The organism is Campylobacter sp. CFSAN093238, from assembly GCF_012898015.1.
In the GTDB taxonomy this organism is placed as follows: Bacteria; Campylobacterota; Campylobacteria; order Campylobacterales; family Campylobacteraceae; genus Campylobacter_D; species Campylobacter_D jejuni.
This window is the reverse complement of record NZ_CP040611.1, coordinates 543,164-567,583: the sequence shown is the minus strand read 5'-3', so window position 1 is coordinate 567,583 and position 24,420 is coordinate 543,164. Positions and strand designations below refer to the sequence as shown.

Sequence of the window (24,420 nt, the reverse complement as noted above, 5' to 3'; positions counted from 1 at the left end):
TTAGATATAACCTTTCTCTTCAAAATATTTGATCACTTTAACATAAATATTTTTTTTGAAATGATTAATCATTTCAAAAATTTGTTTAACACTCACAAATTGATAATCATCAAATTCAGGATGCTTGGTATTGATATTGATTGTAGCACCGTGCTTTAAACGCACTAAAAAATATTTTTGAATCTGCCCATCATAAGGATACATTTTTTTAACAATTTTACTCGGAAAATCATAACTCAACCATTCTGGATACTCAGCAATGATTTCAACCTCATCAGTGCCTATTTCTTCTTTTAATTCTCTAAATAAAGCGTTTTTGACACTTTCACCTTTATCAATGCCTCCTTGTGGAAATTGCCAAATATTATCCATATCACTTCTTTTAGCTATAAAAATCTTACACTCGAAAGGATAAGAACTTGATAAAACAATAGCTGCAACATTTGGTCTATAATTTTTCTCGTTTTCCACAATATTTTTCCTTAAATCTCAAGGATATAATTTTAACCTAAATCAAATCAAATTTTTATTAAAATACATTAAAAATTTAATAAAATATTTTAGGGTTTTTATGCATTTTTATATCCATATTCCATTTTGTGAAAGCAAATGTAATTATTGCGCTTTTACAAGTTTGAAAAAAAATGATTATGAAAAAGCCTATTTTCAGGCTTTAAAAGAAGATATTGTTTTTCAATTAAAACAATTTAACATTCAATCAAATCAAATTAAAACCTTATTCATAGGCGGAGGAACACCAAGTTGTGTCGATGCGTATAATTATGAAGATATTTTTAAAATTTTATATCCCTTACTAGATAAAAATGTAGAAATTTCATGCGAAGCTAATCCCAACTCAGCAACATTAAATTGGCTTAAAAATATGAAAAATCTAGGAGTTAATCGCATTTCTTTTGGAGCTCAAAGTTTTCATCCTAAAAAACTTCACTTTCTTGGAAGAATTCACAATCAAGAAATGATTATCAAAGCATTAGAAAATGCAAATAAAGTAGGTTTTAAAAATATCAATTTAGATCTTATTTATGATACAAAATTAGACAATAAAAAAATGCTTGAATTTGAACTCTTACACTTAAAACAAATCAAGGCTTTAATCACACACCTTAGTGCTTATAATTTAACCATAGAATCAAACACAGCCTTTGCCAAAAAAGAACATTTCAAAAAAAATGCTCCTAATTTAATGAAATTTTTTATCAAACAACTTCTAGAGCTTGACTTTTTTCAATATGAAATCAGCAATTTTTCAAAAACCAAAGCCCAAATTTGCAAACATAATCTTGCTTATTGGCAAGGAAAAAACTACCTAGCTTGTGGATTAAGTGCGGTAGGATTTTATGAAAATAAGCGTTTTTATACAGCAAAAAATTTAAAAAATTACATAGAAAATCCCACTTTTAGATCTATAGAGCAACTAAGCTCTAAAGACTTGAATTTAGAACACCTATTTTTAGGACTTAGAAGTATAGTAGGGATTGATGAAACAAAACTCAATCAATGGCAAAAAGACAAAATAAATATATTATTAAAAGAAAAAAAACTCTTTTACAAAAATAAAAGATATTTTAATCCTAATTTTCTCATTAGCGACGAACTTGCTTTATATCTCTCATCTTAAATTTAAGTTTTTTAAGTAAAATATTTATTTAAAATATCAAATCAAAGAGTAACGATTAATGAGTTTTGGTGAAATTATAGTTATTTTAGTTGTAGCGATTTTAGTCTTAGGGCCTGATAAACTTCCAGAAGCTATAGTGCAAATAGCAAAAATTCTAAAGGCTGTAAAACGCAACATAGATGATGCAAAATCAAGCATAGAAAAAGAAATACGCATCAATGACTTAAAAGAAGAAGCTAAGAAATACAAAGATGAATTTTCAAGCACTAATGAAAATATACGCAAAAAACTCAGTTTTGAAGAATTTGATGACCTTAAAAGAGATATTTTAGATAAAACAAAGGTAGATTTAACCTTTGATAGCAGAGATGATAAAGTAAAAAATAACCTTAGCGGACAAAATTTAAATACAGAGGAAAAACCAAATCTTAGCAAATTAGAAACACAAGATAAAACGGAAAAATAAATGTTTGAAGAATTAAGACCTCATTTAATAGAACTTAGAAAACGCCTTTTTATAAGCGTTGCTTGCATTGTAGTTATGTTTATTGTATGTTTTGCTCTACGAAGCTATATCTTAGATATTTTAAAAGCTCCACTTATAGCTGTTTTACCCGAAGTAGCCAAACATGTGAATGTAATTGAAGTACAAGAAGCCTTATTTACCGCAATGAAGGTTAGTTTTTTTGCAGCCTTTATCTTTTCTCTACCTGTAATTTTTTGGCAATTTTGGAAATTTGTAGCTCCAGGACTTTATGATAATGAAAAACGCCTTGTGGTGCCTTTTGTTAGCTTTGCAAGCATTATGTTTGCCTTGGGGGCTTGTTTTTGCTATTTTGTTGTAGTGCCTTTGGCTTTTAAATTTTTAATTAATTTTGGTTTAAATGAAGATTTTAATCCTGTGATTACCATAGGAACTTATGTAGATTTTTTTACGAAAGTTGTTGTGGCTTTTGGCTTAGCTTTTGAAATGCCTGTAATTGCCTTTTTCTTTGCTAAAATCGGACTTATAGATGATAGTTTTTTAAAACGCCATTTTCGCATAGCTGTTTTAGTTATTTTTGTTTTTTCAGCCTTTATGACTCCACCTGATGTTTTATCTCAATTTTTAATGGCAGGACCACTTTGCGGACTTTATGGACTTTCTATTTTAATTGTTCAAAAGGTAAATCCTGCTCCAAAAGATAAAGAAAGTGATGAATAAAGACTTACTTCTTTCAAGCTATGATTACACTCTAGCTAATGAACTCATAGCCAACTATCCTACAAATCCAAAAGAAGATGCTAGGCTTTTGGTTTTTGATCGCAAAAACAAAGAAATTTTTCATACTACTTTTAAAAATTTACAAGACTTTTTACCCAACTGCGCGATTTTTTTCAATGATACCAAAGTTATTAAAGCAAGAATTTATGGCAATAAAGCAAGCGGAGGAAAAATAGAGCTTTTCTTGCATCAACCTTTTTTAAATTCTCACGATCCGCTTTTTCTAGCTCAAATTAAAGGGCGTGTTAAAAAAGATGAAATCTTATATTTTAAAGATGATTTAAAAGTACGCGTTGTAGAACTTTTAAATGATGGTCTTCGAAAAGTTCAATTTTTTCAAAATGATAAAACCTTAGACACCTCAAATCTTTACAACCTGCTTGACAAGATAGGACATATACCCTTGCCTCCTTATATTAAAAGGGAGGATGAAAAAAGTGATTTGAAAGATTATCAAAGTATCTTTGCAAAAAATTTAGGTGCAGTGGCTGCTCCGACTGCAAGTTTACATTTTAGTGAGACTATGCTTGAAAATTTAAGAAAAAAACACGAAATTTATCATTTAACCTTACATGTAGGAGCTGGAACCTTTAAAAGCGTGGAATGCGAAAATATACAAGAGCATAAAATGCATAGCGAATTTTTTAATATTCCGCAGCAAGCATGTGAAATTATAGATTCTAAACAAGCTATTTTAGGCGTAGGAACAACGGTAACAAGAACCATAGAATATTATGCAAGAACTAAAACAAAAAATGGTTTTTGTGATCTTTTTTTACACCCGCAAAATCCACCTATAAGACAAAATCATCTTTTAACCAATTTTCATTTACCAAAATCTACTCTTATCATGCTAGTTTCAGCTTTTATCGGTAGAGAACAGTGTTTAAAACTTTATGAACTCGCCATAAAAGAAAAATATCGCTTTTACTCTTATGGCGATGCGATGTTAATCTTGTGATTTTTCTTTAAAATTTATTGCTATTTTAGCTTGAAGTTTTAGCCAATCTTTTTGAAGCATGATAGGAAAACCTCCATAAACACGCCCGCCTTCTAAATTTTTACTCACACCGCCTCTTGCAGCTATAGTACTAAAATCGCCTATTTTTAAATGTCCACTCGTTGCACTTTGACCACCCATAATAACATTGCGTCCTAACTCACTTGAACCTGAAATTCCAGTTTGTGCCACAATGATACAATTTTGACCTATATTGCAATTATGTCCGATTTGAACTAGATTGTCTACCTTAGTACCTGCTTTGATAATAGTACTATCAAAAACTGCTCTATCTATAGTTGTACAAGCCCCCACTTCTACAAAATCTTCTAAAACCACATTGCCATTATGATAAATTTTATAATGTTCGCCGTTTTTATTGTGCGCATAACCAAAGCCATCGCTTCCTATTACACAATTGGCAAGCAAATGACATTTTTTACCGATTTTAGTATCATTATAAATCACTACATTAGGATGGATAATACTCTCATCACCAATGCTGACATTATCGCCTATATAAGCTCCCGCCATAATGATTACATTTTCACCGATATTTACATTATCACCTATATAAACATTAGGCATGATTCTTGCGCTTTTTGCGATATTTTGTACTTTTTCTTTAGCTGTGCTTATCAAAGGTTTAGCAAAAAGCTTGCTTAAAAAAGCAAAACTCAAATGTGGACTTTGAGTAATCAAAGCTTTAGTATCTTTAGGTACTAAATTTTCATATTCTTTAGATACTAAAATAGCAGCAGCTCCTGTGTGAGGTATATCTTTGGTATTTTTCTCACCATCACAATAAGTAAGCTCTGTAAAATTTGCTTTCAATAAAGAATTTAAAGCACTGATTTCTATATCCTCGCCTTTATATTCCAAGCTTAAAAATTCTGCTATTTCACTTAATTTCATTTAATCTCCATCAAAACAGATCCACTGCGAACTATATCACTAGGATTGTATTTTTTAATTGTTTTTAAAAAATTATCAATGCGATTTGCATCATCAGCAACCATTAAAAACAAAAAATTCTCATTGCTATTTGCAATAGTACCATTATAAGCTTTCAAAACGGCATCAAGTCCACCTAAATTTTCATTTAAAGGAATTTTCACTAAAGCCATTTCTTTGTCAATAAATTCTTCACTTTCTATCACTTTATAAGTAGGAATGAGCTTATGAAGTTGTTTGACTATCTGCTCAAAAGTTCTTTCATTTCCTGAGGTGACTATATTAATACGAGAAAATTCTTTATTTTCCAAAGGTGCTACTGTAAGCGAGTCAATATTATAACCTCTTCCTGAAAAAAGTCCTACTATACGAGATAAAACCCCATGCTCATTTAAAACAATTACCGATAAAACCCTTCTCATTGTCTATCCTTTGCCTTTGGTAAAATCATATTATAAATCGCACCTCCTGCAGGCACCATAGGTAAAACATCTTCAAAGCGATCAATTTTTACATTTAAAAGAGAGGTTTTATCACTTTTTAAAGCTTGGCTAAAAGCTTGAATGAATTCTTCTTTGCTTGAAATTTCATAACCTTCACAACCAAAACCTTGAGCAATTTTGATAAAATCAGGCTGAGTGCTTAAATCAGTTTGTGAAAAATGCTCTTTATAAAACATACTTTGCCATTGTCTTACCATACCTAAAAAGGCATTATTTAAAATAATATTTATAGTTTTTATACCATACTCATAAGCAGTCATAAGCTCTTGGATATTCATTAAAACCGATCCATCACCTACGAAATTAATCACCACTTCTTCACCCACGGCAAGCTTTGCACCCAAAGCAGCAGGTAAAGAATATCCCATAGTTCCTTGCCCTCCACTTGTTGCAAGTTGTCTTGGATAATTAAAAGGATAAAACTGTGCCACCCACATTTGATGCTGACCCACATCGGTAATAATCCTTGCATCTGGAGCCATTTTCGCACATTCTTCAATCACCCATTGCGGTTTTAAAATCTCATTGCTATCTTCATAAGAAAGCGGATAAAGTTCATTATAACGCTTTAAAGTTTCGTGCCATTCTTTAAAAGTTGTGTTGAAATTTTCCTTTTTAAGCTCTTCTAAAAGCTCTTTAAGAACTTCTTTAATATCTCCTACTATAGGATAATGCGCATTGATAATCTTTGAAATAGAACTAGGATCAATATCAACATGAACTATAGTCGCATGTTTAGCAAATTCACTTGTTTTTCCTGTAATCCTATCATCAAATCTCGCTCCTACACTCACAAGCAAATCACACTCACTTAAAGCCATATTAGCAGCATAGCTTCCATGCATACCTGCCATTTTAAGATTAAAAACATCATCACTTCTTAAAGTTCCAAGCGCCATCAAAGTTTCAACTGCTGGAATTTTTGTAAATTTTATAAGCTCTCTGATTTGCTCGCTTGCATTAGAACTGATGCAACCTCCACCTAAGTAAAACAAAGGTCTTTTTGCTTCTTTTAAAAGCTCTGCAAATTTTTTAATTTGCTTTGAGTTACCCTTATAAACGGGCTTATAAGTCTTCATGGAAATTTCTTTAGAGTATTCCCAAAGTCCCAAAGTTGCACTTACGTCTTTTGGCACATCTATATGCACAGGCCCAGGTCTACCACTTCTTGCTATATAAAAAGCCTCTTTTAAAATGCGTGGAAACTCTTCTATACAAGTAACTAAATAATTATGCTTTACACAAGGTCTTGAAATGCCTACTGCATCAATTTCTTGAAAAGCATCTGTACCAATAAGAGAATTTGCCACCTGCCCTGAAATCAACACCAAAGGGATAGAATCGCTATAAGCCGTAGCTAGACCTGTAATAGTATTTGTAAAACCTGGTCCGCTTGTAACTATAGCTACGCCCACTTCTCCGCTCATTCTTGCGTAAGCATCAGCAGCATGCAAAGCCGCTTGTTCATGACGCACTAAAATATGTTTAAAATACTTTTGATTGTAAATTTCATCATAAATATTAAGCGCAGCGCCTCCAGGATAACCAAAAACAATTTTAACATTTTCTTCTTTTAAAGCCTCGCAAATCATTGCCGAACCGCTTAACTCTTTCATAATAACACTCCAAAAAATTATTGTAAAAGCTCTTTAAGTGCTAAATTAAGTCTTTTGCCATCAACACTCGCACCTAATTTTATTTTAGCTTCTTTCATTACCAAACCTTGTTCTTTTAGTGAACTTACGCCCAATTCTTCTATAAGTTGTTTTAAGGCTAAAGTTAACTCCTCATCACTTAGTTGTTTAGGCAGATAAATTTCAAAAAGACTTATTTCATTTTGTTCTTTTTGTGCTAAATCTTCACGATTTGCCTTAAGATAAAGTTCGATTGCGTCTTTGCGTTTTTTGATTTCACTTGCAATGATTTTATAAATTCTTTCATTATCCAACTCTATTCTTTCATCCACTTCTATTTGCTTAAAAGCTGCATTTAGAGTTCTTAAACTATCTCTTTTAAAATCATCTTTTTGTTTCATTGCCTCTTTGATATCGTTTAAAATTTGTTCTTTTAAAGTCATTTTTTTCCTTTTTAGTTAAAATTACAAGCTTTAAGGTTTAAACCAAAACCTTCTAAGCCTATATAGTCTTTATCACAACTTTGAGATAAAAGTTTAATTTCTTCTATACCAAAATATCTTAAAATCTGTGCTCCTATACCATAGTTTTTGTATTGAGTGGTGCTGGATTTTTCTCCTTGCATGAAAACTATAACGCCACCATTTTCACTAAGAAATTTGATTTGCTCTAAAAGTTTTGAAAATTTATCTGAAGTTAAAAGCTCAAAATCACTACCACTGATATGAAATTTAACATTTTCACATTTTTTGATATCTTTAAAGCAAAAAGCTATGTGTTGGGTTTGATTATGATCACTAAAGATAAATTTTTCTGCTTTAAAGCCTGCTAAAACACTTTGACTTTTTTCTTCAAGCTTAATAAGACTTTCATGTTTTAGGCGATATTCTATAAGATCGCTTACGGCTATCATATTTAAATCATGTTTTTGGCAAAAAATTTCTAGATCTTCTCTTCTTGCCATATCTCCATTATCTTTTACAATTTCACAAATCACACAAGCACCTTTTAATCCTGCTAATTTACAAAGATCAACCGTGCCTTCTGTATGACCTGTGCGTTCTAAAACCCCACCTTTTTTTGCGATTAAAGGATTGATATGCCCTGGTCTTACAAAATCACTCGCCTTAGCATTATCATCGGCAAAAATTTGTATAGTCATATTTCTTTCATAGGCGCTAACTCCCGTTGTAGCATCTTTTGCATCTACGGTTATAGTAAAAGCAGTTTCGTGGTTTGAAGTATTTTTAGGCACCATTAAAGGAAGTTCAAATTTTTTTGCCAAAGTTTCATCTAAGGCTACACAAACCACACCACGAGCTTCTTTTATCATGAAATTTACTTTTTCTTGAGTACTAAATTGCGCAGGAAAGATTAAATCGCCTTCATTTTCTCTATCTTCTGCATCTACCATAACAAGCATTTTTCCTGCTTGTAAATCCTTAATCGCTTGTTCTACGCTAACAAATTTCATTTTTATTTCCTCAAAATTTTTAAAATTATAACTTAAATTGCTTGACAAATAAATTAAAATTCATTATAATCACACTTTTAAAAAATATTTATTGGGGTATCGCCAAGCGGTAAGGCAACAGGTTTTGGTCCTGTCATTCAGGGGTTCGAATCCCTTTACCCCATCCACTTCTTATTTTATATTTCAAAGATCTTATATGCCGCGAAGTAGAGCAGTGGTTAGCTCGTCGGGCTCATAACCCGAAGGTCGGGAGTTCAAATCTCCCCTTCGCAACCAGTTATGGATTTAAAATAAATTTTATTTAGATAGATTGTTTAAATAACTTTTTAAAATATTCTCCAGCCGTGTTTTCAGTTCTATAGGAGCTAGAATTTTTATATAGGGGATCCACTGTTTAACCAAATGTAAAATTTCATCTTCATAGGAAACTTGAGTGCTTAAAGTATAGTTTGTTTCATCTTCATCAATGATTTGACAATTGCTTAGTATTTCTTTTCTAAAAAAATATTCCTTAGCATTTTTATCAAGTTTTAAAATCACTTCTTTGCTTTCTCCAAGCCAGATATTAGGATCATTTTGGATTTGTTCCTCAAGTTTTTCATTGGGAATAAAATTTTCATTTTTAGTGCGAAGTTTTGAAATTTTATCTAAATTAAAATGTTTTAATTTATCGTTTTCATCCCCAAAAGATACCAAATTCCCTTGTAATTTACGAGTTTGTAAGGTTTGATTTGGCGTTCTTTTTCCTTATAGAAAAAATTTAACACATTGTGTTTGAGTATAGCCACACCAAGATCTTTAAAAAGCTCATAATCCACCTTTTGAAAACCTTCATTTTTTACCATCAAAACTTTATTTACCCTATGGCTTAAAAGATCAACTATAAAGCCTTGATCGAGTTTTGGATAAAGCTCAGCGCCACTTAAGGTGGCGAAATTTTGTATATCTTTAAAGCTTAATTTTCCCAAAGCAAAGCTTTCTAAAACATATCTTCCATTTTCTTTTTTAATAGGCATAAAAGCAAGTCTTTCGTTAAGATCCCTTTGTATGGTTCTTGTATCGACATTAAACTCTTGTGCAAGCTCTTGGGCGCTTAGACTTTCTCCATTGTTAAATTTTGATAAAATCTGCACCAAGCGTATACTTAATTTGTCGTATTCTTTCATGAAATTTCCTTGTGAGTTAAAATGCTTTTTAACAAACTTACGCCTTCTATGCCTAAAATTTCATTTCTAAGTTTTTTGACTTCATTTAAACTTGGGGCTTTCGCATGAACGGCTTCATTACGGATTTCTTGAATGATAGTAAGACTTTTTGAAAAAGGATAATTGATAAATTGAGTTAAACTTTTTCCTAAATGACATTGGATATTTTCATGTCTGAGTAGAAATTTAATACTTCCAAGATTGGGTTTTTGGGTAAAAAAATCTTTAAGTATAAAAGATTTGCCTTGGACATTATAAGCTAAATCATAAAGGCTAGGATCTTTCATACAAGCTTTTAAAAGAACTTTTTTGGCAAAAGCGTAAATTTCATATTCTAAGGTTTTAGAGTATTTGACTACAATGCTTGTAAAATCATTTAAAAGATCGTTTTCGCTTTGCAAAAGCTCTAATTCTGCATGAATGATATTGCTTATGCTATCAGAGTGTAAGAGATAAAAAATCCTTTTGCCAAAAACAAAGCGTATGAAATTTTCTTGCATGGCTAGGTATTCTTTGCTTTTATACACACTTAGATAATGCTTTTCATCTCCTAAAAAATAAGAACACTCTTCTTTTAATCTCACAGGCAAAGGATAGGTGTAATTATTGCCATAGATAGCATAGGTGTGATCGTTTGGTGTGATGAAATTGGCTAAAAATTTATCTCTTAAACGACTAAAATCTTCCCTGACCAATTCTCTTAAATCACTAATAATAAAAAAGTCTTCCACTTCTAAATTTTTTTCTTTATAACAACTAGGAATCAAACTTTCATCAACATTTTTAGAAATTTTTACCACCTTAGCGACAAATAAATTAACATAATCGCTTAAAAAGAGTTGCAAGAAATTTTCTTCATTTGTACTTTGGTAAATTTCTTCTAAGGAATTTTGCTTTTCTTGATCGTTGAGTTTTGATTTGATTTTGCCAAAGGCAACTTGGGATTTTTCTTGTAAAATGCTTAAATGTTGCTTGATGACATCTTCTTGATAGTAGGGATTATAAAGGATTAAAAGGTGGTTCATGTTTTGCCTTATTTTAGGATTTCTTTGAGATTTTGCTTGATTTCATTAGGATTTTGCTCGTATTCTTGTATGAGATCTTTTAAAATTTCAAACAACTCGTTAAAATCCTGCGGATGTTCTTTTTTAAAATTTACTATCAAATCCAAAGTTTTGCAAATACTACTTGCTTGATCTTTGCTGTCATTAAAAGCATTTTTTATATCCAAAACCATACTAATAATACGAGCACTTTGCATAGGGCTTGAAATGCGTTTAAATAAAAATCCTTTAAACGCATTTGCAAGGCTAAGAGATGAGAAAATCTTAGAAAACATCTGTCTTTATACTGTTTCTTTGCAATCTAGACAAATTTTTTGCCCGTTTTCGTCATATTTCCAATTGTGTCTTGTTTGTCCCAATCTTTCATGTCCGCATAAATTACATTTTTCGTGCATTCTGCATTTTGCATCTTTTTTGATTTCATAATAATTATGAAAATTATCAAACACTTGAATAGAACAAAGAGTACATCGTCTATATCCATAACAATTATCAGGATTTAATATTTCAGGAGCTTCAAAATCATGTTGATTTTTTGTAAGATATTTTCCGCAATCAGGGCAAATTTTGGAAAAAAACATTTTGGTTTATCTTTTTCATTTTGATATTCACCCGCGTGCCAACCAATCCCACATTTTACTTCCATTCCAATATCTTTAACAACTTCAGCAGTCTTAATAGTTTTGTCTTTAATTGCTTCTGAAGCATTTACCGCCTTATCTTTTAAAGAACTTAAAAAATTCATAAATTAACGCCCTATAAAATATAATACAATCGACGCAACAGAAACTATCAAAGCTAAAATTGAAATGCTACTTGTAAAAACATTTTTTCTTTTATTTAAAATATCTTTCAGTTCATTGATTTTACATTCTTGCTCTTGAACAATTTTGTCATTATAATTTTTATATTGTATAAATTCTTGATAATGTTTTTCTATGAGTTTATATTGCTCATCATCAATTTGATTTTTTTTATCTAATTCTACTTGGATATTATTTATCGTATCTTTGTGTTTTTCATGATCTTCTATAAAACTCAGTGTGAACTTTTGTATTTGTTGAAATTGTTCTTTAGCGGCTTTAGATAAACGAATTACCTTGCCATCGCTCTTTACAAAACCTTGCGCAATAATAAGAGATAAAGCTTGATTCATACGCGTAGCAATACAAAAACTGGAAGTAAAAAATATTACAACTTCTTTTAGAATTGTTGTCATTTGATTCATTGATTCATTCTGTAACTCTGCTACTTCAAGGATCATATTGGATTTAATTTCTTTTTTTCTTCTGATGTTTCTCCAAGCCAACGTCCAAAAATTGGTATATAAGTTTGCCAATCACTATCTGTATTAAGATTTTTGGCTTTTTGTGTTCTATCTTTTGCTTTATCAGCATTCTCTGCTGCTGTTTCAATAGCTATAGCTATTTCACTGATTTTTTTATTAATAAATTTTTGAATATATTCTTCATCAAGGTTTTCAATATTTTGCAAAAAATCTTGATCTTTTTGTGTGATAAGTTCTAGCATCAGTTCTCCTTAGTTTGATTAAGTTTTTTGTATAATTTTTTAGTGATATTACAATTTTCAAATTCTTCAATTGCTGTTTCTACTTCTTGAGAACTTTGCTCTCTCATTTGGTTATCTTTTTTGATTTGTTGTATAGTTGCTAAAGTTTCGTTTTTTACAATATGATAAGCATCATTCAATGCAAACCAAGTTTTGGCAATTTTGTATTGTACTATCAATTTTTTTTGAGTTACAATTTGTATTTGTAAATTGCCAATTTTGGAATTGCTTCTCCACTTATCCATATAAAAAATAGCTATAGTGCTCAATACAGCACCACCAGCCGCTGAAATACATAAAGAAAGGGCATCCCCTATTGTTTCATCGGTAAAAGGGATAGGTAGTGACAAAAATACATTAAATCCAGGTATTGACAGCAGAAACTTGTGGATCATTTCACTTCCTAACATTGAAATTGCAGAAATCATCCCGCTAACAAAAATTTTCGATGCTTCAAAGTAAATTTCATCTTTTGGTATATTTTTAGGTGGATTAATAATGATTTTTACAGCTTAATATAGAGAAGTAAAGCCTGCACGTATGATTTGCACTATTTTTTTTAAAGTTGTAAAAATAGTGTTAATAATAAAAACCAACAAATTAGAAAAAAATGCTTGAATTCCTGCTTCTAAAGAACCTTTGAATATATCCTTCCATTTTGCCTTTATCTTTTCCCAAACTTTTTCCATTCTGCGTGCAAATCGTTTAAAAATTTCTTTAATATTTTCTTTTCCAAACTCTCTAAAGGTGGTTTTTAATTCAATAACAACAGCTTCAATAAAATCTTTTAAGACAACTCCAAAGGCAGAATAAACAAAGATTTTCATTGAATCTTTAGCACCTGTACTTAAAACTTCATTAGAATATTTGACAATTTTTTCTTTTATAACTTTCTTTTTTAGGTTTGATTTGGCTGTATTGTAAATTTTTTCAGCTTTTTTTCATCGATTCCATATTTTTCAAAATTGGTTTTTCCTGTTTTTGGATCAATTTCTTTACCCCGCTCCATAAGATCTCTATCACCTTTAGAAGCATTAGCACTTGCATCAAGCCACTTAAGATTGTCAGGGTGATTTGCTATTTCTGCCCTAATTGCATCATCCAAAAATAAATGCATATTAGGATCTCTATCAATTTCCTTTAAAGAAATAACATGATCTAGTTGCGCTTTATTCTTTCCAGCACCCTTTTTCATTTCTTCACCTGTGTATTCACTACGTACAATTTTTGGAGAATTATCTCTTATATTATCTTTTATTTTATCATAGTTTGAATCTCGTTTATAGCCTTGTTGATACTTTGTAAGCTTTTGTAAATCTTCTTCTGTTGCTACAATACCTTTTTCAAAGTTATGTAGTGTTGTTACATTCCCACCATCTTTTGCATTTAAGATCGTTGAAGCGAGTCCAAAATGCCCTGTCACAGCATCCATAGCATTTTTAGTGCATTGTTCAAAAAGTGTTTGGGTTTGCTGTTCGGGTAATTTTTCCATTAAATCTTCAAGTTCTTTAAGTGAATTTTCCAAACCTTTATCAATTTCTATTCTTAGACATTCTTTTTTAGATAAATTTTCCAACTCTTTTTCTAAATCCGCATAATTGGCTTTTAAATCCAATTCTTCTAAATGTATATAATTATTCATATTTTAATAATTCCTTGTTTTTAATTTTTGTATTTTATCAAATCCCCCCCCCCAGTCAAGGGGGAAGTGAAGTTTTTAAGTTTTACGCCATAGCACTAGCACTAAAATTGTGGTTAAATATATAGCACAAAATATTATATTATAAGGATAAGGTTGCATAGAAAGAAAAATAAGTATCGCTATGCCAACAAAAACCATAAACACTATAAAATACAAACTACACATCAACACTATAGCAACAAAGCCGGCTATAAGACTTAAAATTCCAAGTATTATTCCCATTGTTTATTCCACATACGAGAACTCCACACAGAAGGAAAAATATACTGAGGAAAAGTTTGAAATTTTGTTTGCAGATAAAATCTCTGTGTTTTTCTCTCCATACTTTCGCTTATCATTTTTACAACCGCTAAGTCATTTTTTTCGCTTTGTGTTTCCAAAAAAGCACTCAAGCATTCAAATTTTTTAGCATAGTCGATCACTTTTATCATTTGATCTTTATAAGACGACAAAAGAAATTCTGTTTTATGATTATTTTTAGAGGTAAAATTTTGCTCAAATTCTAAAAATTCCTTAGAATTAAAATATTTTGAAAAGCCGCTATAACACTCCATACATTCGCAAAGAAATTCTTGAATTTGATTTTTCTTTTGTTCGATTTCAAGCTCTCTTTTGAGTTTGTATTCTTCGGTATTGATCATATCTTTACAGCTTGGAACAATAGCATGTGTATCAAATTTTCTTTCTGGCTTGGATAATTTTTCGTATAATTTTTTTATGCCATATCCTGTAGCTGTAAGAGCTATACTACCAAATGCGATTTGTTTTAACATTTTCTCTCCTTGTTTTAAAATAACAAAGAAAGTATAAAACACCCTTGCGACAGGTTGTGTCGTAAAAAATAACTTTAAAATATTAAAAACTTATTTTATTAAAGCTAGCCTGTAAATTCAGTAGTTTCATAGCCTATAGGTTTATCTACAAAACAAGATTTTTCTTTTAAAAATACAACTTCTATAGTTCCAACAGGTCCATTTCTATTTTTTCCAACAATAATTTCAGCATTTTCTTGCATAGGATTTGGTATAAAAAGCCTTTGATAAGCTTTGCCTTCGGCTTTAGCTTTATTCTCTCTTTCTTTTTCTTCTTGTTCTCTATAAACCTCATCGCGATATACAAACAAAATAGCATCCGCATCTTGCTCTATAGCTCCACTTTCTCGCAAATCACTCATCAAAGGACGCTTATTTGCCCTTTGCTCTAAGCCACGATTAAGTTGTGAAAGTGCGATAATAGGCATATCAAGTTCCCTAGCCAAAAGCTTAAGTCCTCTTGAAATTTCACTAACTTGCAAATGTCTATCATTAAAATTTGAATTACTCATCATAAGCCCTATATAGTCAATCACACAAAGTCCTATACTTTCATCTTGAGATTTTAAACGCCTTAAAATAGCCCTTACATCAGCAATAGTTGCATAACCACTATCGTAAATATATAATTTCTTTTGACTATAATCATTGCAAGCATCTCCTAAACGCTCCCATTCATCATCGTTTAAATCTGCAGTTAAAATTTTTTGCAAAGGAATAGAAGTTTTAGAAGATAGCATTCTTTGCATGATTTGAGTTGCAGGCATTTCAAGAGAAAATAAAGCCACGCCTTTTTTTTGTCTTAAAACCTTATCAATGAAATTTAAACAAAGAGTTGTCTTTCCCATACCTGGACGCGCGGCGATTATTATAAGTTCACCCCCTTTAAAGCCTTTTGTCATTTTATTTAGACCTTCAAAACCTGTATCAAGCCCTATAATACCTTTATTTTCTAAAGTTTTTTGCTTTTTAAATTCTTCAAAAAGTTCTGATATTACCATATCAACATCTTTAATATCTCTAGAATTCACACGATTTGTAATGCTAAAAATTTCTTTACCAATTTCATCTGCGATTTCACTTACAGCACGATCTTCATTGATACGAGTTGGCAAAAGATGTGCAAAACTCAAGAGTTGTCTTTTTACGGACTTTTCGTGAAGTTCATTTACATAAGCAGGCAAATCTATCATAGAAGGAGTGGCAAGAATTTCTGCTAAAATTTGCTCATCTATTTTTTTATGTTTTCTTAAAAAACTTACAGAAATGGGCTCTTTGTTATTACTACAAGCTATAACCGCTTTAAAAATATCTTGGTGAGCTTTAAGACTAAAATCTTTTGGGCTAATATCACCTGCTATACTAGCATAAGCTTCTTCACTCATGATACAACTGCTTAAAATAGCTCGTTCTAAATCCAAGTCATAATACTCTTGCTGCACTAAATTTCCTTATAAATATAAATTAATTCTAAAAATTCTATCTAAAAAAACTTAAATTATAAAACTTAATTTTTTTATAAATATTTAATGTAATATTAGTTACAATTATAAATGTAATTTAATTACAAACAACAAACATTTCAAGGAGAACATTTGAAAAAATATTTATTTTCCTGTGTTTTAGCCTCCATTTTAACCCAATCAGCTACGGCTGTAGAATTTCAAGAAGGTTTTAGTGGAAATTTAAGCATAGGTGTGGGTGCAAAGGATATTAAAAGTAATATTTCAACCTTGGCAAACAGCGATTATCTAAGCAGTCACAATGCTGATAATTCAGACTCCTCTTTCATTCCTTTTATCGGTGCAGAACTTTACTATGGTAATCTTATAGATAATGATAGAATTTTTATTAAAAACTACAATGGAAGAGATATCAGCGGTATAGCTTTAGGCTACGAAAGAGCTTATTTAGAGCGTTTTAGCACTTCTTTTTCTGTAATTTCCTCTTTAAGAGAAAAAGCTTATGCAAATCCTTATGTAATAGGAAATAGAGAAGAAACTGATGTTGATAGATATGGTTTTAAAATCTCTCAACTTTATGAAAGTGATTTTGGGAAATTTACCACTTCATATTTATTTAGCAAAAACAAATATGATAAAGACACTATCGCACAAAGCTCTTTAAAAAGGGAGGGATATTATCACGAAATTGAATTAAACTATAATTATAGCTTATTAAACCTAGGGTTAAATTATGATTACAATGATGCAGACGGAAAAGCTCAAAGCTATTCAAGATATGGTTTTAGTATAGGAACAAATTTGGCTTTTGCTAATGATTACATCTTCACTCCAAATTTAAATCTTAGCAAATATGAAGCAGTAGGAACTGATCCTATCTTTCACAAAAAACAAGATGGTAATATAGTTAAGCTTAATTTAAAAGTTGTTAAAAATCAATTTTTGGGTTATAACGGACTTTATGGTTTTGCAAATTATGGCATAGAAAAAAGAAATAGCGATATAGGATTTTATGATGAAACCTATCAAATTGTCCTAACTGGTATAGGATATAAATTCTAAAAATTATAAAAAAGCTCCTTTGATAAAATTTAAAAAAGATCTATCTCCTATAAAGATAGATCTTTAAAAATTCTTTTAAGAAAAATCCAAGCTAAAATCAAAACACAAAATTCAGCAAAAAATGGACTTAGCCATACTCCATTTAAACCCATAAAACAAGATAAAAACAAAAGAAAAAACAAAGGTATAAATAAATTTTGCGCCAAACTTAAAACCAAAGAAAAGCTTGCCTTATTAAAAGCTGTCAAAAAAGAACCACTTAGAACATTAAACCATGCAAAAAAATAATTAAAAGCAAAAAGCATCAAAGCTGTATAAGCAAAAGTTTTAAATTCTTGATTGTTTTCTTTTGTAAAAAGCGTGATTAAATTTTCTCCAAATATCAATATAAGCACTATAGAGAATAAAGATAAAAATCCCCCTGCAAAAAATACCACTTTTACAATAGCTTTGATTCTTGAAAAATCTTTTTTAGCATAGTTGTAACTAAGCGCAGGCTGCATTGCATCACCCATAGCAATAATAAGCATTATAATAAAACTATCAATATATAAAACTATAGAAAAGGCTGCCACGGCTTGAGTATCAGAAATTTTTAATAAAACAAAATTTGCAAAAATACTATATAAAGATCCTGAAATATTGCCAAAAAACTCACTGCTTCCGTTATAAAGAATATTTTTAAAAATTTTTAAATTCATGTATAGGCTTGAAATTTTAAGCTCTAAATTTTGAAACAAGAAAGGAAAAATTCCAAAAATACCACCTAAAACAAGTCCCAAACAAGTTGCAAGAGCAGCTGAAAATAAGCCCCAACCCAACTCGACTATAAAAATATAATCAAGCACTATATTGCTTAATGCTATAATCACATTCATTACCATACTATAAGCAGTTTTTCCGCAAATTCTTAAATAATTATCCAAAGCAAAAGAAAGCATAGTAAAGGGTGCAAACAAAGCAAAAACAAACATACATTCTTTAGCCATCGTTTTAATCTCATCGCTAACATTTAAACAATCAATCAAAACAGGTCCTAAAAAATACTCTAAAATTCCAATAAAACAAGAGATTATAAAAATAATCAACATACTTGAGCTAAATATCTTTCTAGCTAAATTCTTCTTGCCTAAACCTAAATGCATAGAAATTTGCACTGCTGATCCTATGGCTATCATATCAGCCAAAGCAAAAGACATCATGATAAAGGGAATAATCAAGGCTAGTGCCGCTAAAGCATCACTTCCTAGATATTTTCCAACAAAAATTCCATCAATAATAAAAAGAAATAAAAGCCATGCTTATAACATTTGGCACGGCACATTTTACAAAAAGCCTAAAAGGGCTTAAGGTGCTAAAAATACTTGACATAATAATCCTTAAAATATTTAAAATTAAAAATATTTTAAACCGCTAATAAAATGCCAAAAGTCCTAATATGTAAGAATTTAAATAAAGTAATTTCGCAATAAGTTTATTAATATTTATTTTATTTTGCATATGAATTTTCTAGATTAAACTAAAATAAAAATTTAGCCCAAAGGCTAAATTTTAAAGCACAGAAAGAATTTTCACAGCGTCATTTAACCCTGTAACTATACTTGCTCCATTTTTAGTAGCAATATCTCCTGCTACAAAGATGCCTTTAACATTGCTTTGTTTGTTTTTATCCATTAAAGGCACGCCTTTATCATCAACATTAATCCCACATTTTTGTAAAAAATCAAGTGGAGTAGAACCACCAATAGCATAAATGATTCTATCATAAATATCACTTGTACCATCGGTAAAATTTACTTTAGCTTTGCCATTATCATCTTCTACTTCATTAATGTCAATTCCTAATTTTAACTCTACCTTACCCGAATTTCCAGCTTCGTGAATATCTTTAAGATTTATATCATTTAATCTTGTAAATTCTTTTTTACGATAACAAAGGCTAACTTGATTTGAATTTGCCAAATCCACAGCGTATTCTGCTGCTGAATTTCCGCCACCTACAACAAGAATTTTTTCATTTCCCAAAACTGAATTGGCATTAAAATTAATGATTTTTGTTAAAGTCATAGGAAGTTTGTAATCAGGTTTATTAGGTTTACCCATTCTACCTATAGCAACAATAATGTTTTTACACTCATAAACACCTTTAGCTGTACTTACTAAAAAAACTCCATTTTCATTTTTAACGCTCTCAACTTCAGAACCAAATTCAACTTCTATATTGTGCTCTTTTAAAGCGTTTTGAAAAGTTTCTATAGTGCTTTCTTTGGTGCCATCTTCAAAAGGAACATGTCCGTGATTGGTTCCTTCGCATCCCTTATAAGCTTTATCTACTCTTTTGCCATCCTTATAAAATTGCATTAAAGTTTGACAAATGTTATTTGATTTTTCTAGTATCAAAACTTCTTTGTTTTTAAGCTTGGCTTCAACTGCACAGCCTATCCCTGTTGGACCTGCACCTACTACAATTAAATCTATTTTTTTCATTTATATTTACCTTTCAATTCTAAATTTTTTTGTATAATTTATCAAGTTTTTTGTAAATAAAGGATTAAAAATGCGAAATTTGCTTGAAAATATTAAGAAAAATTCTCAAAAACTACTTAACTTAACGCCCAAAGATAAAGAAAAAATTATTCTAAAATTAGCTCAAATTTTAAGAGAAAATTTCAAAATTATCCTAGAAGCAAATAAAAAAGATATGGCAAATTTCACAAAAAGCGGAGCAATGAAAGATAGGCTTTTGTTAGATGAAAAACGTATTTTAGCTCTTTGCGAAGGCCTAGAAAAAATCGCTTACATCGAAGATCCTATAGGCAAAATTTCTAAAGGCTGGAAAAATTATGCGGGTTTAAACATACAAAAAATAAGCATTCCTTTAGGACTCATTTGTGTTATTTACGAAGCAAGGCCTAGTCTTAGCGCTGAAATCGCAGCTTTAATGATAAAAAGTTCCAATGCTTGTGTATTTAAAGGCGGAAGTGAAGCAAAATTTACAAATGAGGCTATATTTACTCTTGTTAATAAAGTACTTAAGGAATTTGATTTGCAAGATTGTTTTGCTATGTTTACCCAAAGAGATGAAATCTTGCAAATTCTAGCCTTTGATGATTTAATCGATGTGATCATACCTCGCGGAAGTTCAAATATGATACAAGAAATTGCAAACAATACCAAAATTCCTCTCATTAAGCAAAATAAAGGCTTGTGTCATGCTTTTGTAGATCAAAGTGCTAACTTAGATATGGCTTTAAAAATAATCCTTAATGCAAAGTGTCAAAGAGTAAGTGTTTGTAACGCTTTAGAAACGCTTTTAATCCATGAAAAAATTGCTAAAAATTTTATAAGTCTTTTAATACCTGAATTTGAAAAATTTAAGGTAAAAATTCACGCCCATGAAAATACTTTGGCTTATTTTAACAACTCAAATTTAGAAATTTTTAAAGCAAATGAAAATACCTTTGATACAGAATGGCTTGATTTTGCTTTAAGTGTAAAATTAGTAAAAGATTGCGATGAAGCTATAGAGCATATCAATAAACACAGCTCCTTGCATTCTGAAACCATTATCTCAAATGATGCTTCAAATATCGCTAAATTTCAACGCCTTATAAACTCATCTTGTATTTATGCTAATGCTTCAACGCGTTTTAGCGATGGAGGAGAATTTGGCTTTGGTGGAGAAGTTGGAATTTCAACCAGCAAATTGCATGCAAGAGGTCCTATGGGGATTGAAGATATTTGCACTTATAAATATATAATCAATGGGGAAGGACAAATTCGAGAGTGAATAAAATAGAAATACTAAAGCAACACTTTAAAGAAATTGCTAAATTAAATTCAAGCGAACAAGTTTGGCAAATGCCTTTTTTTGCGGCTTTAGGCGTAGGTATAGTTTTAGGGCTTAGTGTATTTTTTGGAAAATTAAACTATGGACTCATTGCCATGATAGGAGCTTTGTCTTTTTTATATGTTCCAAACACTCCTTTATATCATAGAATGGCTGTTGTGATGTGCTGTTCTTTTGGCATAGTTTCTAGTTTTTTCTTAGGAATTTTAACTCATTTTTTGCCTGCAATTTTTGCCTTCATCCCTATAGGAATTATGGCCATGGGAAGTTCTATTTTAATTAGATACTATAACATTGGTGCACCTGGATATTTTTTCTTTGTATTTTCTTGTGTTTTAGGAGCCTATTCTCCTTTTGAAGCTAAGGATTTTATCTTTTTAGTAGGTCTTGTTTTTCTTGGAGCAATGGTAGCTAATTTAATGGCTTTGTTATATTCTATCGTTGTGATTTATGGATTTAAAAATGCTTTACCTAGCGAAATTCCACCTAGAGAATATATAGGTTTTGATGCAGTTTTTGTGGATTCTTTGATCATGGGTTCTTTTGTGGCTTTTTCTATATTTATAGGAACTTTTTTAGAACTTGAAAGAAGTTATTGGATAGCCATTTCTTGTACAGCTATTATGCAAGGTGTAACTTTAAATTCTATATGGATTAAACAAATTCAACGCATCATAGGAACGGCCTTAGGAGTATGTTTTGCATGGTGGCTTTTATCTAAACAATTTCACGATATAGAGCTTATTTTACTTATGATGTCTTTGTTTTTTATAGGACAATTTTTAGTCAATCGAAACTATGCTTTAGCTATGATTTTCTTTACTCCTTATGCTACTTATCTTTCGGAAGCAGCTAATTTTATGAGTGAAAATGCAGATAAATTAATACTCGCTCGTTTAATTGATGTTGTAATAGGAAGCATTTTAGGGCTTTTAGGTGGTTTTGTGATTTACAAACCTTATCTAAGAGTGCATTTTGAACGCATTGCAAAATACATCTTTAGGATAAAACAAAAAGCTTAAAAGCCAAATAAAGCACAAGCATTATCCCCTAAAATTTGCTCTTGTTCTTTTTTAGATACGACAACTTCATTAAAAGCTACTAGAGCCGATGAAAAATTAACATTTGATTCAAAATTTGTATGTGGCCAATCGCTTCCAAAAACAAAATTGCTAAGTGGAAAATGTTCTTTTAAAATTTCATATATTTTCTTTGCAAATTTTACAGCTTGTTCATTATTAGCATAATCTATTTTTGCTCTATAAAAACCGCTAATTTTAAAAAATATTCTAGAGTTTTTTAAGCAAATTAAATCCTCTAAATTTGTTAAGTTTGCATTAGCTCTTGCTAAATGATCGATAACAATATTACAACCATAAGGAATTAAATTTTCAACAATATCAACAAGATTATTATCTAAATCTCTTTGAATTTCTATTTGCATTTTAAGCTTACTTAAATTTTCAAAAAATTGAGTCCAAACCATACTTTTAAAATTTGGTAATTCTTTGCCAATTAAATTTAATCTAACTCCACAAGCTTTTCTTTCTTTTAGTTTTTTAAGCTCATCAAATTTAATATTTTCATCAACCACAACTATAGCTTTTATATTTTCATCTTTTTCTATACTCTGAAGCAAAAATTCATTATCAATACCTAAAAAACTTGGCTGAACTAAAGCCCCTTTATTAAAATCATAATGATCTAAATTTGCTTTATAATCTTTAAAACTAGCGTCATAATCAGGCTTATATCTTGCATTTGCAACCGTATTTAACTTTTTCAAAAATATATGTGCGTGAGTATCAATCTTCATTAAATTATCCTTATAAAATAAAACTCATTATAATAGTAGCTAAAATCGCCGCTATAAATCCTATAGGCACAGCCTTAATAAGCAAATCTTTAAATAATTTTTCCTTATATTTATCAGGGCAAGATCCTAAAATTAGACTTCCTCCAGAAGAAAAAGGAGAAATAGCAGAAGCTTGAGCCCCTACAACAATACAAGAAAAAAGCAATGCCTCGCTTAATCCACTGCTTGCAGCAATGCTTGGAACTATAGGAAAAAGCGCTGGAGTAACCACACCCAAAGTACTTGAAAAAAGCGACATAAAAGCTGCAATAGCACACATTATTAACGGAATAAAAATCACATTGATCTCATTTTCTACAAGATCTGAAAATAATTTTATAACCCCTGCTTCAACTGCTATGCTAATTAACATCCCTACTCCACAAATCATTATCAAGGTTCCCCAAGGAATTAAAGCAACAACTTGTTTCTCATCGGCTAATTTTAAAAATAAAGCAATAGCAACAAAAATCATGGCTATCATGGCTATATCTATTTTTTTATTAAAATAACTAATTGTCTCATTATGTGGAAAAATAATATTTAGCACAGGAAAGATTAAAACAACAACAATCATCATAAACATGAGAATTAAAGTAGTTTTTTGTTTATAATCAAATGGATCAGGTTTTGAAATAACACTAATTTTTATATTATTTTTAAAAGCATTAAACACAAAAAAAGATAATACCACAATAGGCAAGATTATAGTAAAAGCAAAAATAATACTAGAATTTGCAAAAGCTTCATTTGCTTCAATGCCTGAATTTTCCATCAATCCTCGAAAAATAATCCCGCTTTGAGAAGTCATAAAATTTGCTCCTCCCAAAGCACCATAATTTATAGCCATAGCTCCAGCAATTTTGCTTAAACCGATTTTATCGCAAAGTAAAAAAGTAAGTGGTGCCATAAAAGCTAAAACTGTATAAAAACCTGCTCCTAAAGCAGCTATAATAGCACTAACCACAAAAATAACAAAAGGAAGCAAATAAGGATGATTAGCAAAACGATACATCAAATGTCCAGCTAATTTTTCAAGAGTTCCATTTACGGTTGCAAAATTATAAAACAATGAGACAGCAAAAATAACAAAAAATATAGAAATAGGCCAAAAAGCTATGATTTTTTTAGGAGCTAAATCCATAAAAAAAGCTCCTATAATATAAGCAAAAATCATAGCAAAAATTCCAACATTATGTCTAGTAATATAGCCCAAAATAATAGCCACTATAATACTAGAGATGATTAAAAAAACCATTATCATCCTTTAAAATATTATAGGGCTTATAATATCAAAAAATATATTTTTCAAAGCATAAAAACAAAATCTAAATTTAAAAAATATCTATTTAGCAACAAATTTACTCATC

The 24,420-nt window shown here is 30.4% G+C and carries 28 protein-coding genes, 2 tRNA genes and 2 pseudogenes; 9 read left to right on the top strand and 23 right to left on the bottom strand.

The genetic code is table 11. The features are described from left to right. On the bottom strand, positions 1 to 471 hold the full coding sequence (locus tag FBF21_RS03065; protein WP_002854797.1) for an RNA pyrophosphohydrolase: 471 nt from the start codon (positions 469 to 471) through the stop codon (positions 1 to 3). Between the two features lie 100 nt (positions 472 to 571). Here FBF21_RS03065 and hemW point away from each other — a divergent pair, with 100 nt between their 5' ends. Genes hemW through queA form a run of 4 tightly spaced genes read left to right on the top strand, consistent with a single transcriptional unit; the run spans position 572 to position 3,864 of the window. Then, the gene (gene hemW, locus FBF21_RS03060; protein ID WP_002870118.1) at positions 572 to 1,639 is read left to right on the top strand and encodes a radical SAM family heme chaperone HemW; all 1,068 of its coding nucleotides are present in this window, start codon (positions 572 to 574) and stop codon (positions 1,637 to 1,639) included. Between the two features lie 58 nt (positions 1,640 to 1,697). Beyond that, entirely contained in the window at positions 1,698 to 2,105 is a 408-nt protein-coding gene (gene tatB, locus FBF21_RS03055) for a Sec-independent protein translocase protein TatB (RefSeq protein WP_002870117.1), read from the top strand. Beyond that, positions 2,106 to 2,843 (top strand): twin-arginine translocase subunit TatC, encoded by a 738-nt coding sequence (gene tatC, locus FBF21_RS03050; RefSeq protein ID WP_002856930.1) that lies wholly within the window; start codon positions 2,106 to 2,108, stop codon positions 2,841 to 2,843. It begins immediately after the preceding gene. Continuing rightward, entirely contained in the window at positions 2,836 to 3,864 is a 1,029-nt protein-coding gene (gene queA, locus FBF21_RS03045; RefSeq protein ID WP_002870115.1) for a tRNA preQ1(34) S-adenosylmethionine ribosyltransferase-isomerase QueA, read from the top strand. Before tatC ends, queA begins: the two co-directional genes overlap by 8 nt. Here queA and lpxD read toward each other — a convergent pair. The 5 genes from lpxD to FBF21_RS03020 are packed head-to-tail and all read right to left on the bottom strand — an operon-like array spanning position 3,853 to position 8,468. Then, a complete protein-coding gene (lpxD, locus tag FBF21_RS03040; protein ID WP_002852180.1) occupies positions 3,853 to 4,818 on the bottom strand; it encodes a UDP-3-O-(3-hydroxymyristoyl)glucosamine N-acyltransferase in 966 nt (321 codons plus the stop codon). The genes queA and lpxD overlap by 12 nt on opposite strands. Continuing rightward, on the bottom strand, positions 4,815 to 5,279 hold the full coding sequence (ilvN, locus tag FBF21_RS03035) for an acetolactate synthase small subunit (protein WP_002852211.1): 465 nt from the start codon (positions 5,277 to 5,279) through the stop codon (positions 4,815 to 4,817). Before ilvN ends, lpxD begins: the two co-directional genes overlap by 4 nt. Further along, complete coding sequence (locus FBF21_RS03030) at positions 5,276 to 6,976, bottom strand: acetolactate synthase large subunit (RefSeq protein ID WP_002867695.1); 1,701 nt, start codon at positions 6,974 to 6,976, stop codon at positions 5,276 to 5,278. Before FBF21_RS03030 ends, ilvN begins: the two co-directional genes overlap by 4 nt. A 17-nt stretch (positions 6,977 to 6,993) precedes the next feature. Beyond that, complete coding sequence (locus FBF21_RS03025; protein WP_002852081.1) at positions 6,994 to 7,437, bottom strand: GatB/YqeY domain-containing protein; 444 nt, start codon at positions 7,435 to 7,437, stop codon at positions 6,994 to 6,996. A gap of 11 nt (positions 7,438 to 7,448) precedes the next feature. Continuing rightward, entirely contained in the window at positions 7,449 to 8,468 is a 1,020-nt protein-coding gene (locus FBF21_RS03020; protein WP_002852104.1) for a bifunctional 3,4-dihydroxy-2-butanone 4-phosphate synthase/GTP cyclohydrolase II, read from the bottom strand. Positions 8,469 to 8,560: 92 nt separating this feature from the next. On the opposite strand from FBF21_RS03020, the gene FBF21_RS03015 reads away from it, so the two are divergent. Then, a tRNA-Gln gene (locus tag FBF21_RS03015) sits at positions 8,561 to 8,635 on the top strand. A gap of 33 nt (positions 8,636 to 8,668) precedes the next feature. Next, positions 8,669 to 8,744: transfer RNA gene (locus tag FBF21_RS03010), tRNA-Met, on the top strand. A gap of 21 nt (positions 8,745 to 8,765) precedes the next feature. On the opposite strand, the pseudogene FBF21_RS03005 reads toward FBF21_RS03010, so the two are convergent. The 13 genes and pseudogenes from FBF21_RS03005 to FBF21_RS02950 form a co-directional block, all read right to left on the bottom strand. After that, positions 8,766 to 9,634, bottom strand: a pseudogene (locus FBF21_RS03005) (YafY family protein). Next, positions 9,631 to 10,698, bottom strand: a complete 1,068-nt coding sequence (locus FBF21_RS03000) for an HP0729 family protein (protein WP_168985438.1) — start codon at positions 10,696 to 10,698, stop codon at positions 9,631 to 9,633. The pseudogene FBF21_RS03005 and the gene FBF21_RS03000 overlap by 4 nt, the downstream one beginning before the upstream one ends. Positions 10,699 to 10,706: 8 nt before the next feature. Then, on the bottom strand, positions 10,707 to 11,012 hold the full coding sequence (locus FBF21_RS02995; RefSeq protein ID WP_002866447.1) for a hypothetical protein: 306 nt from the start codon (positions 11,010 to 11,012) through the stop codon (positions 10,707 to 10,709). A gap of 6 nt (positions 11,013 to 11,018) precedes the next feature. Then, on the bottom strand, positions 11,019 to 11,318 hold the full coding sequence (locus tag FBF21_RS09115; protein WP_227944559.1) for a hypothetical protein: 300 nt from the start codon (positions 11,316 to 11,318) through the stop codon (positions 11,019 to 11,021). Next, the gene (locus FBF21_RS09110; RefSeq protein WP_002886185.1) at positions 11,237 to 11,482 is read right to left on the bottom strand and encodes a hypothetical protein; all 246 of its coding nucleotides are present in this window, start codon (positions 11,480 to 11,482) and stop codon (positions 11,237 to 11,239) included. Before FBF21_RS09110 ends, FBF21_RS09115 begins: the two co-directional genes overlap by 82 nt. Before the next feature lie 3 nt (positions 11,483 to 11,485). Then, entirely contained in the window at positions 11,486 to 11,956 is a 471-nt protein-coding gene (locus tag FBF21_RS02985) for a hypothetical protein (protein WP_168985437.1), read from the bottom strand. 41 nt (positions 11,957 to 11,997) lie between these two features. Next, positions 11,998 to 12,267: a hypothetical protein gene (locus FBF21_RS02980; protein ID WP_024088188.1), complete on the bottom strand. Its 270-nt coding sequence runs from the start codon at positions 12,265 to 12,267 to the stop codon at positions 11,998 to 12,000. Further along, positions 12,267 to 12,701 carry a hypothetical protein gene (locus FBF21_RS02975; RefSeq protein WP_168985436.1) on the bottom strand — a complete coding sequence of 145 codons (435 nt, stop codon included), beginning with the start codon at positions 12,699 to 12,701 and terminating at the stop codon, positions 12,267 to 12,269. The genes FBF21_RS02980 and FBF21_RS02975 overlap by 1 nt, the downstream gene beginning before the upstream one ends. Positions 12,702 to 12,818: 117 nt before the next feature. Next, positions 12,819 to 13,133 (bottom strand): hypothetical protein, encoded by a 315-nt coding sequence (locus tag FBF21_RS02970; protein WP_168985435.1) that lies wholly within the window; start codon positions 13,131 to 13,133, stop codon positions 12,819 to 12,821. Between the two features lie 71 nt (positions 13,134 to 13,204). Beyond that, complete coding sequence (locus FBF21_RS02965; RefSeq protein ID WP_165433000.1) at positions 13,205 to 13,948, bottom strand: hypothetical protein; 744 nt, start codon at positions 13,946 to 13,948, stop codon at positions 13,205 to 13,207. A 75-nt stretch (positions 13,949 to 14,023) separates the two neighbouring features. Further along, positions 14,024 to 14,230, bottom strand: coding sequence for a hypothetical protein (locus FBF21_RS02960; RefSeq protein ID WP_168985434.1), 207 nt, complete (start codon positions 14,228 to 14,230; stop codon positions 14,024 to 14,026). Continuing rightward, positions 14,221 to 14,823, bottom strand: coding sequence for a hypothetical protein (locus FBF21_RS02955; RefSeq protein WP_079264523.1), 603 nt, complete (start codon positions 14,821 to 14,823; stop codon positions 14,221 to 14,223). Before FBF21_RS02955 ends, FBF21_RS02960 begins: the two co-directional genes overlap by 10 nt. 62 nt (positions 14,824 to 14,885) lie before the next feature. Beyond that, on the bottom strand, positions 14,886 to 16,262 hold the full coding sequence (locus FBF21_RS02950) for a replicative DNA helicase (protein WP_002858532.1): 1,377 nt from the start codon (positions 16,260 to 16,262) through the stop codon (positions 14,886 to 14,888). 153 nt (positions 16,263 to 16,415) lie between these two features. Between FBF21_RS02950 and FBF21_RS02945 the strand changes: the two genes are divergently transcribed. Next, positions 16,416 to 17,345: a DUF2860 family protein gene (locus FBF21_RS02945; protein WP_168985433.1), complete on the top strand. Its 930-nt coding sequence runs from the start codon at positions 16,416 to 16,418 to the stop codon at positions 17,343 to 17,345. A 47-nt stretch (positions 17,346 to 17,392) separates the two neighbouring features. On the opposite strand, the pseudogene FBF21_RS02940 reads toward FBF21_RS02945, so the two are convergent. Together FBF21_RS02940 and FBF21_RS02935 are read right to left on the bottom strand one after the other, a co-directional pair. Further along, a pseudogene (locus tag FBF21_RS02940) lies at positions 17,393 to 18,716 on the bottom strand (MATE family efflux transporter). A 180-nt stretch (positions 18,717 to 18,896) separates the two neighbouring features. Continuing rightward, entirely contained in the window at positions 18,897 to 19,832 is a 936-nt protein-coding gene (locus FBF21_RS02935; protein WP_002859083.1) for an NAD(P)-binding domain-containing protein, read from the bottom strand. A 70-nt stretch (positions 19,833 to 19,902) separates the two neighbouring features. On the opposite strand from FBF21_RS02935, the gene FBF21_RS02930 reads away from it, so the two are divergent. Both FBF21_RS02930 and FBF21_RS02925 read left to right on the top strand, forming a co-directional pair. Beyond that, positions 19,903 to 21,135 carry a glutamate-5-semialdehyde dehydrogenase gene (locus tag FBF21_RS02930; protein WP_002867688.1) on the top strand — a complete coding sequence of 411 codons (1,233 nt, stop codon included), beginning with the start codon at positions 19,903 to 19,905 and terminating at the stop codon, positions 21,133 to 21,135. Then, positions 21,132 to 22,217, top strand: coding sequence for an FUSC family protein (locus FBF21_RS02925; protein WP_002859081.1), 1,086 nt, complete (start codon positions 21,132 to 21,134; stop codon positions 22,215 to 22,217). Before FBF21_RS02930 ends, FBF21_RS02925 begins: the two co-directional genes overlap by 4 nt. Here the strand turns inward: FBF21_RS02925 and FBF21_RS02920 are convergent. Both FBF21_RS02920 and FBF21_RS02915 read right to left on the bottom strand, forming a co-directional pair. Continuing rightward, positions 22,214 to 23,011 carry an amidohydrolase gene (locus FBF21_RS02920; protein WP_002869958.1) on the bottom strand — a complete coding sequence of 266 codons (798 nt, stop codon included), beginning with the start codon at positions 23,009 to 23,011 and terminating at the stop codon, positions 22,214 to 22,216. The genes FBF21_RS02925 and FBF21_RS02920 overlap by 4 nt on opposite strands. Before the next feature lie 10 nt (positions 23,012 to 23,021). Continuing rightward, complete coding sequence (locus tag FBF21_RS02915; protein ID WP_079263821.1) at positions 23,022 to 24,314, bottom strand: SLC13 family permease; 1,293 nt, start codon at positions 24,312 to 24,314, stop codon at positions 23,022 to 23,024. Positions 24,315 to 24,420 lie beyond the last annotated feature (106 nt).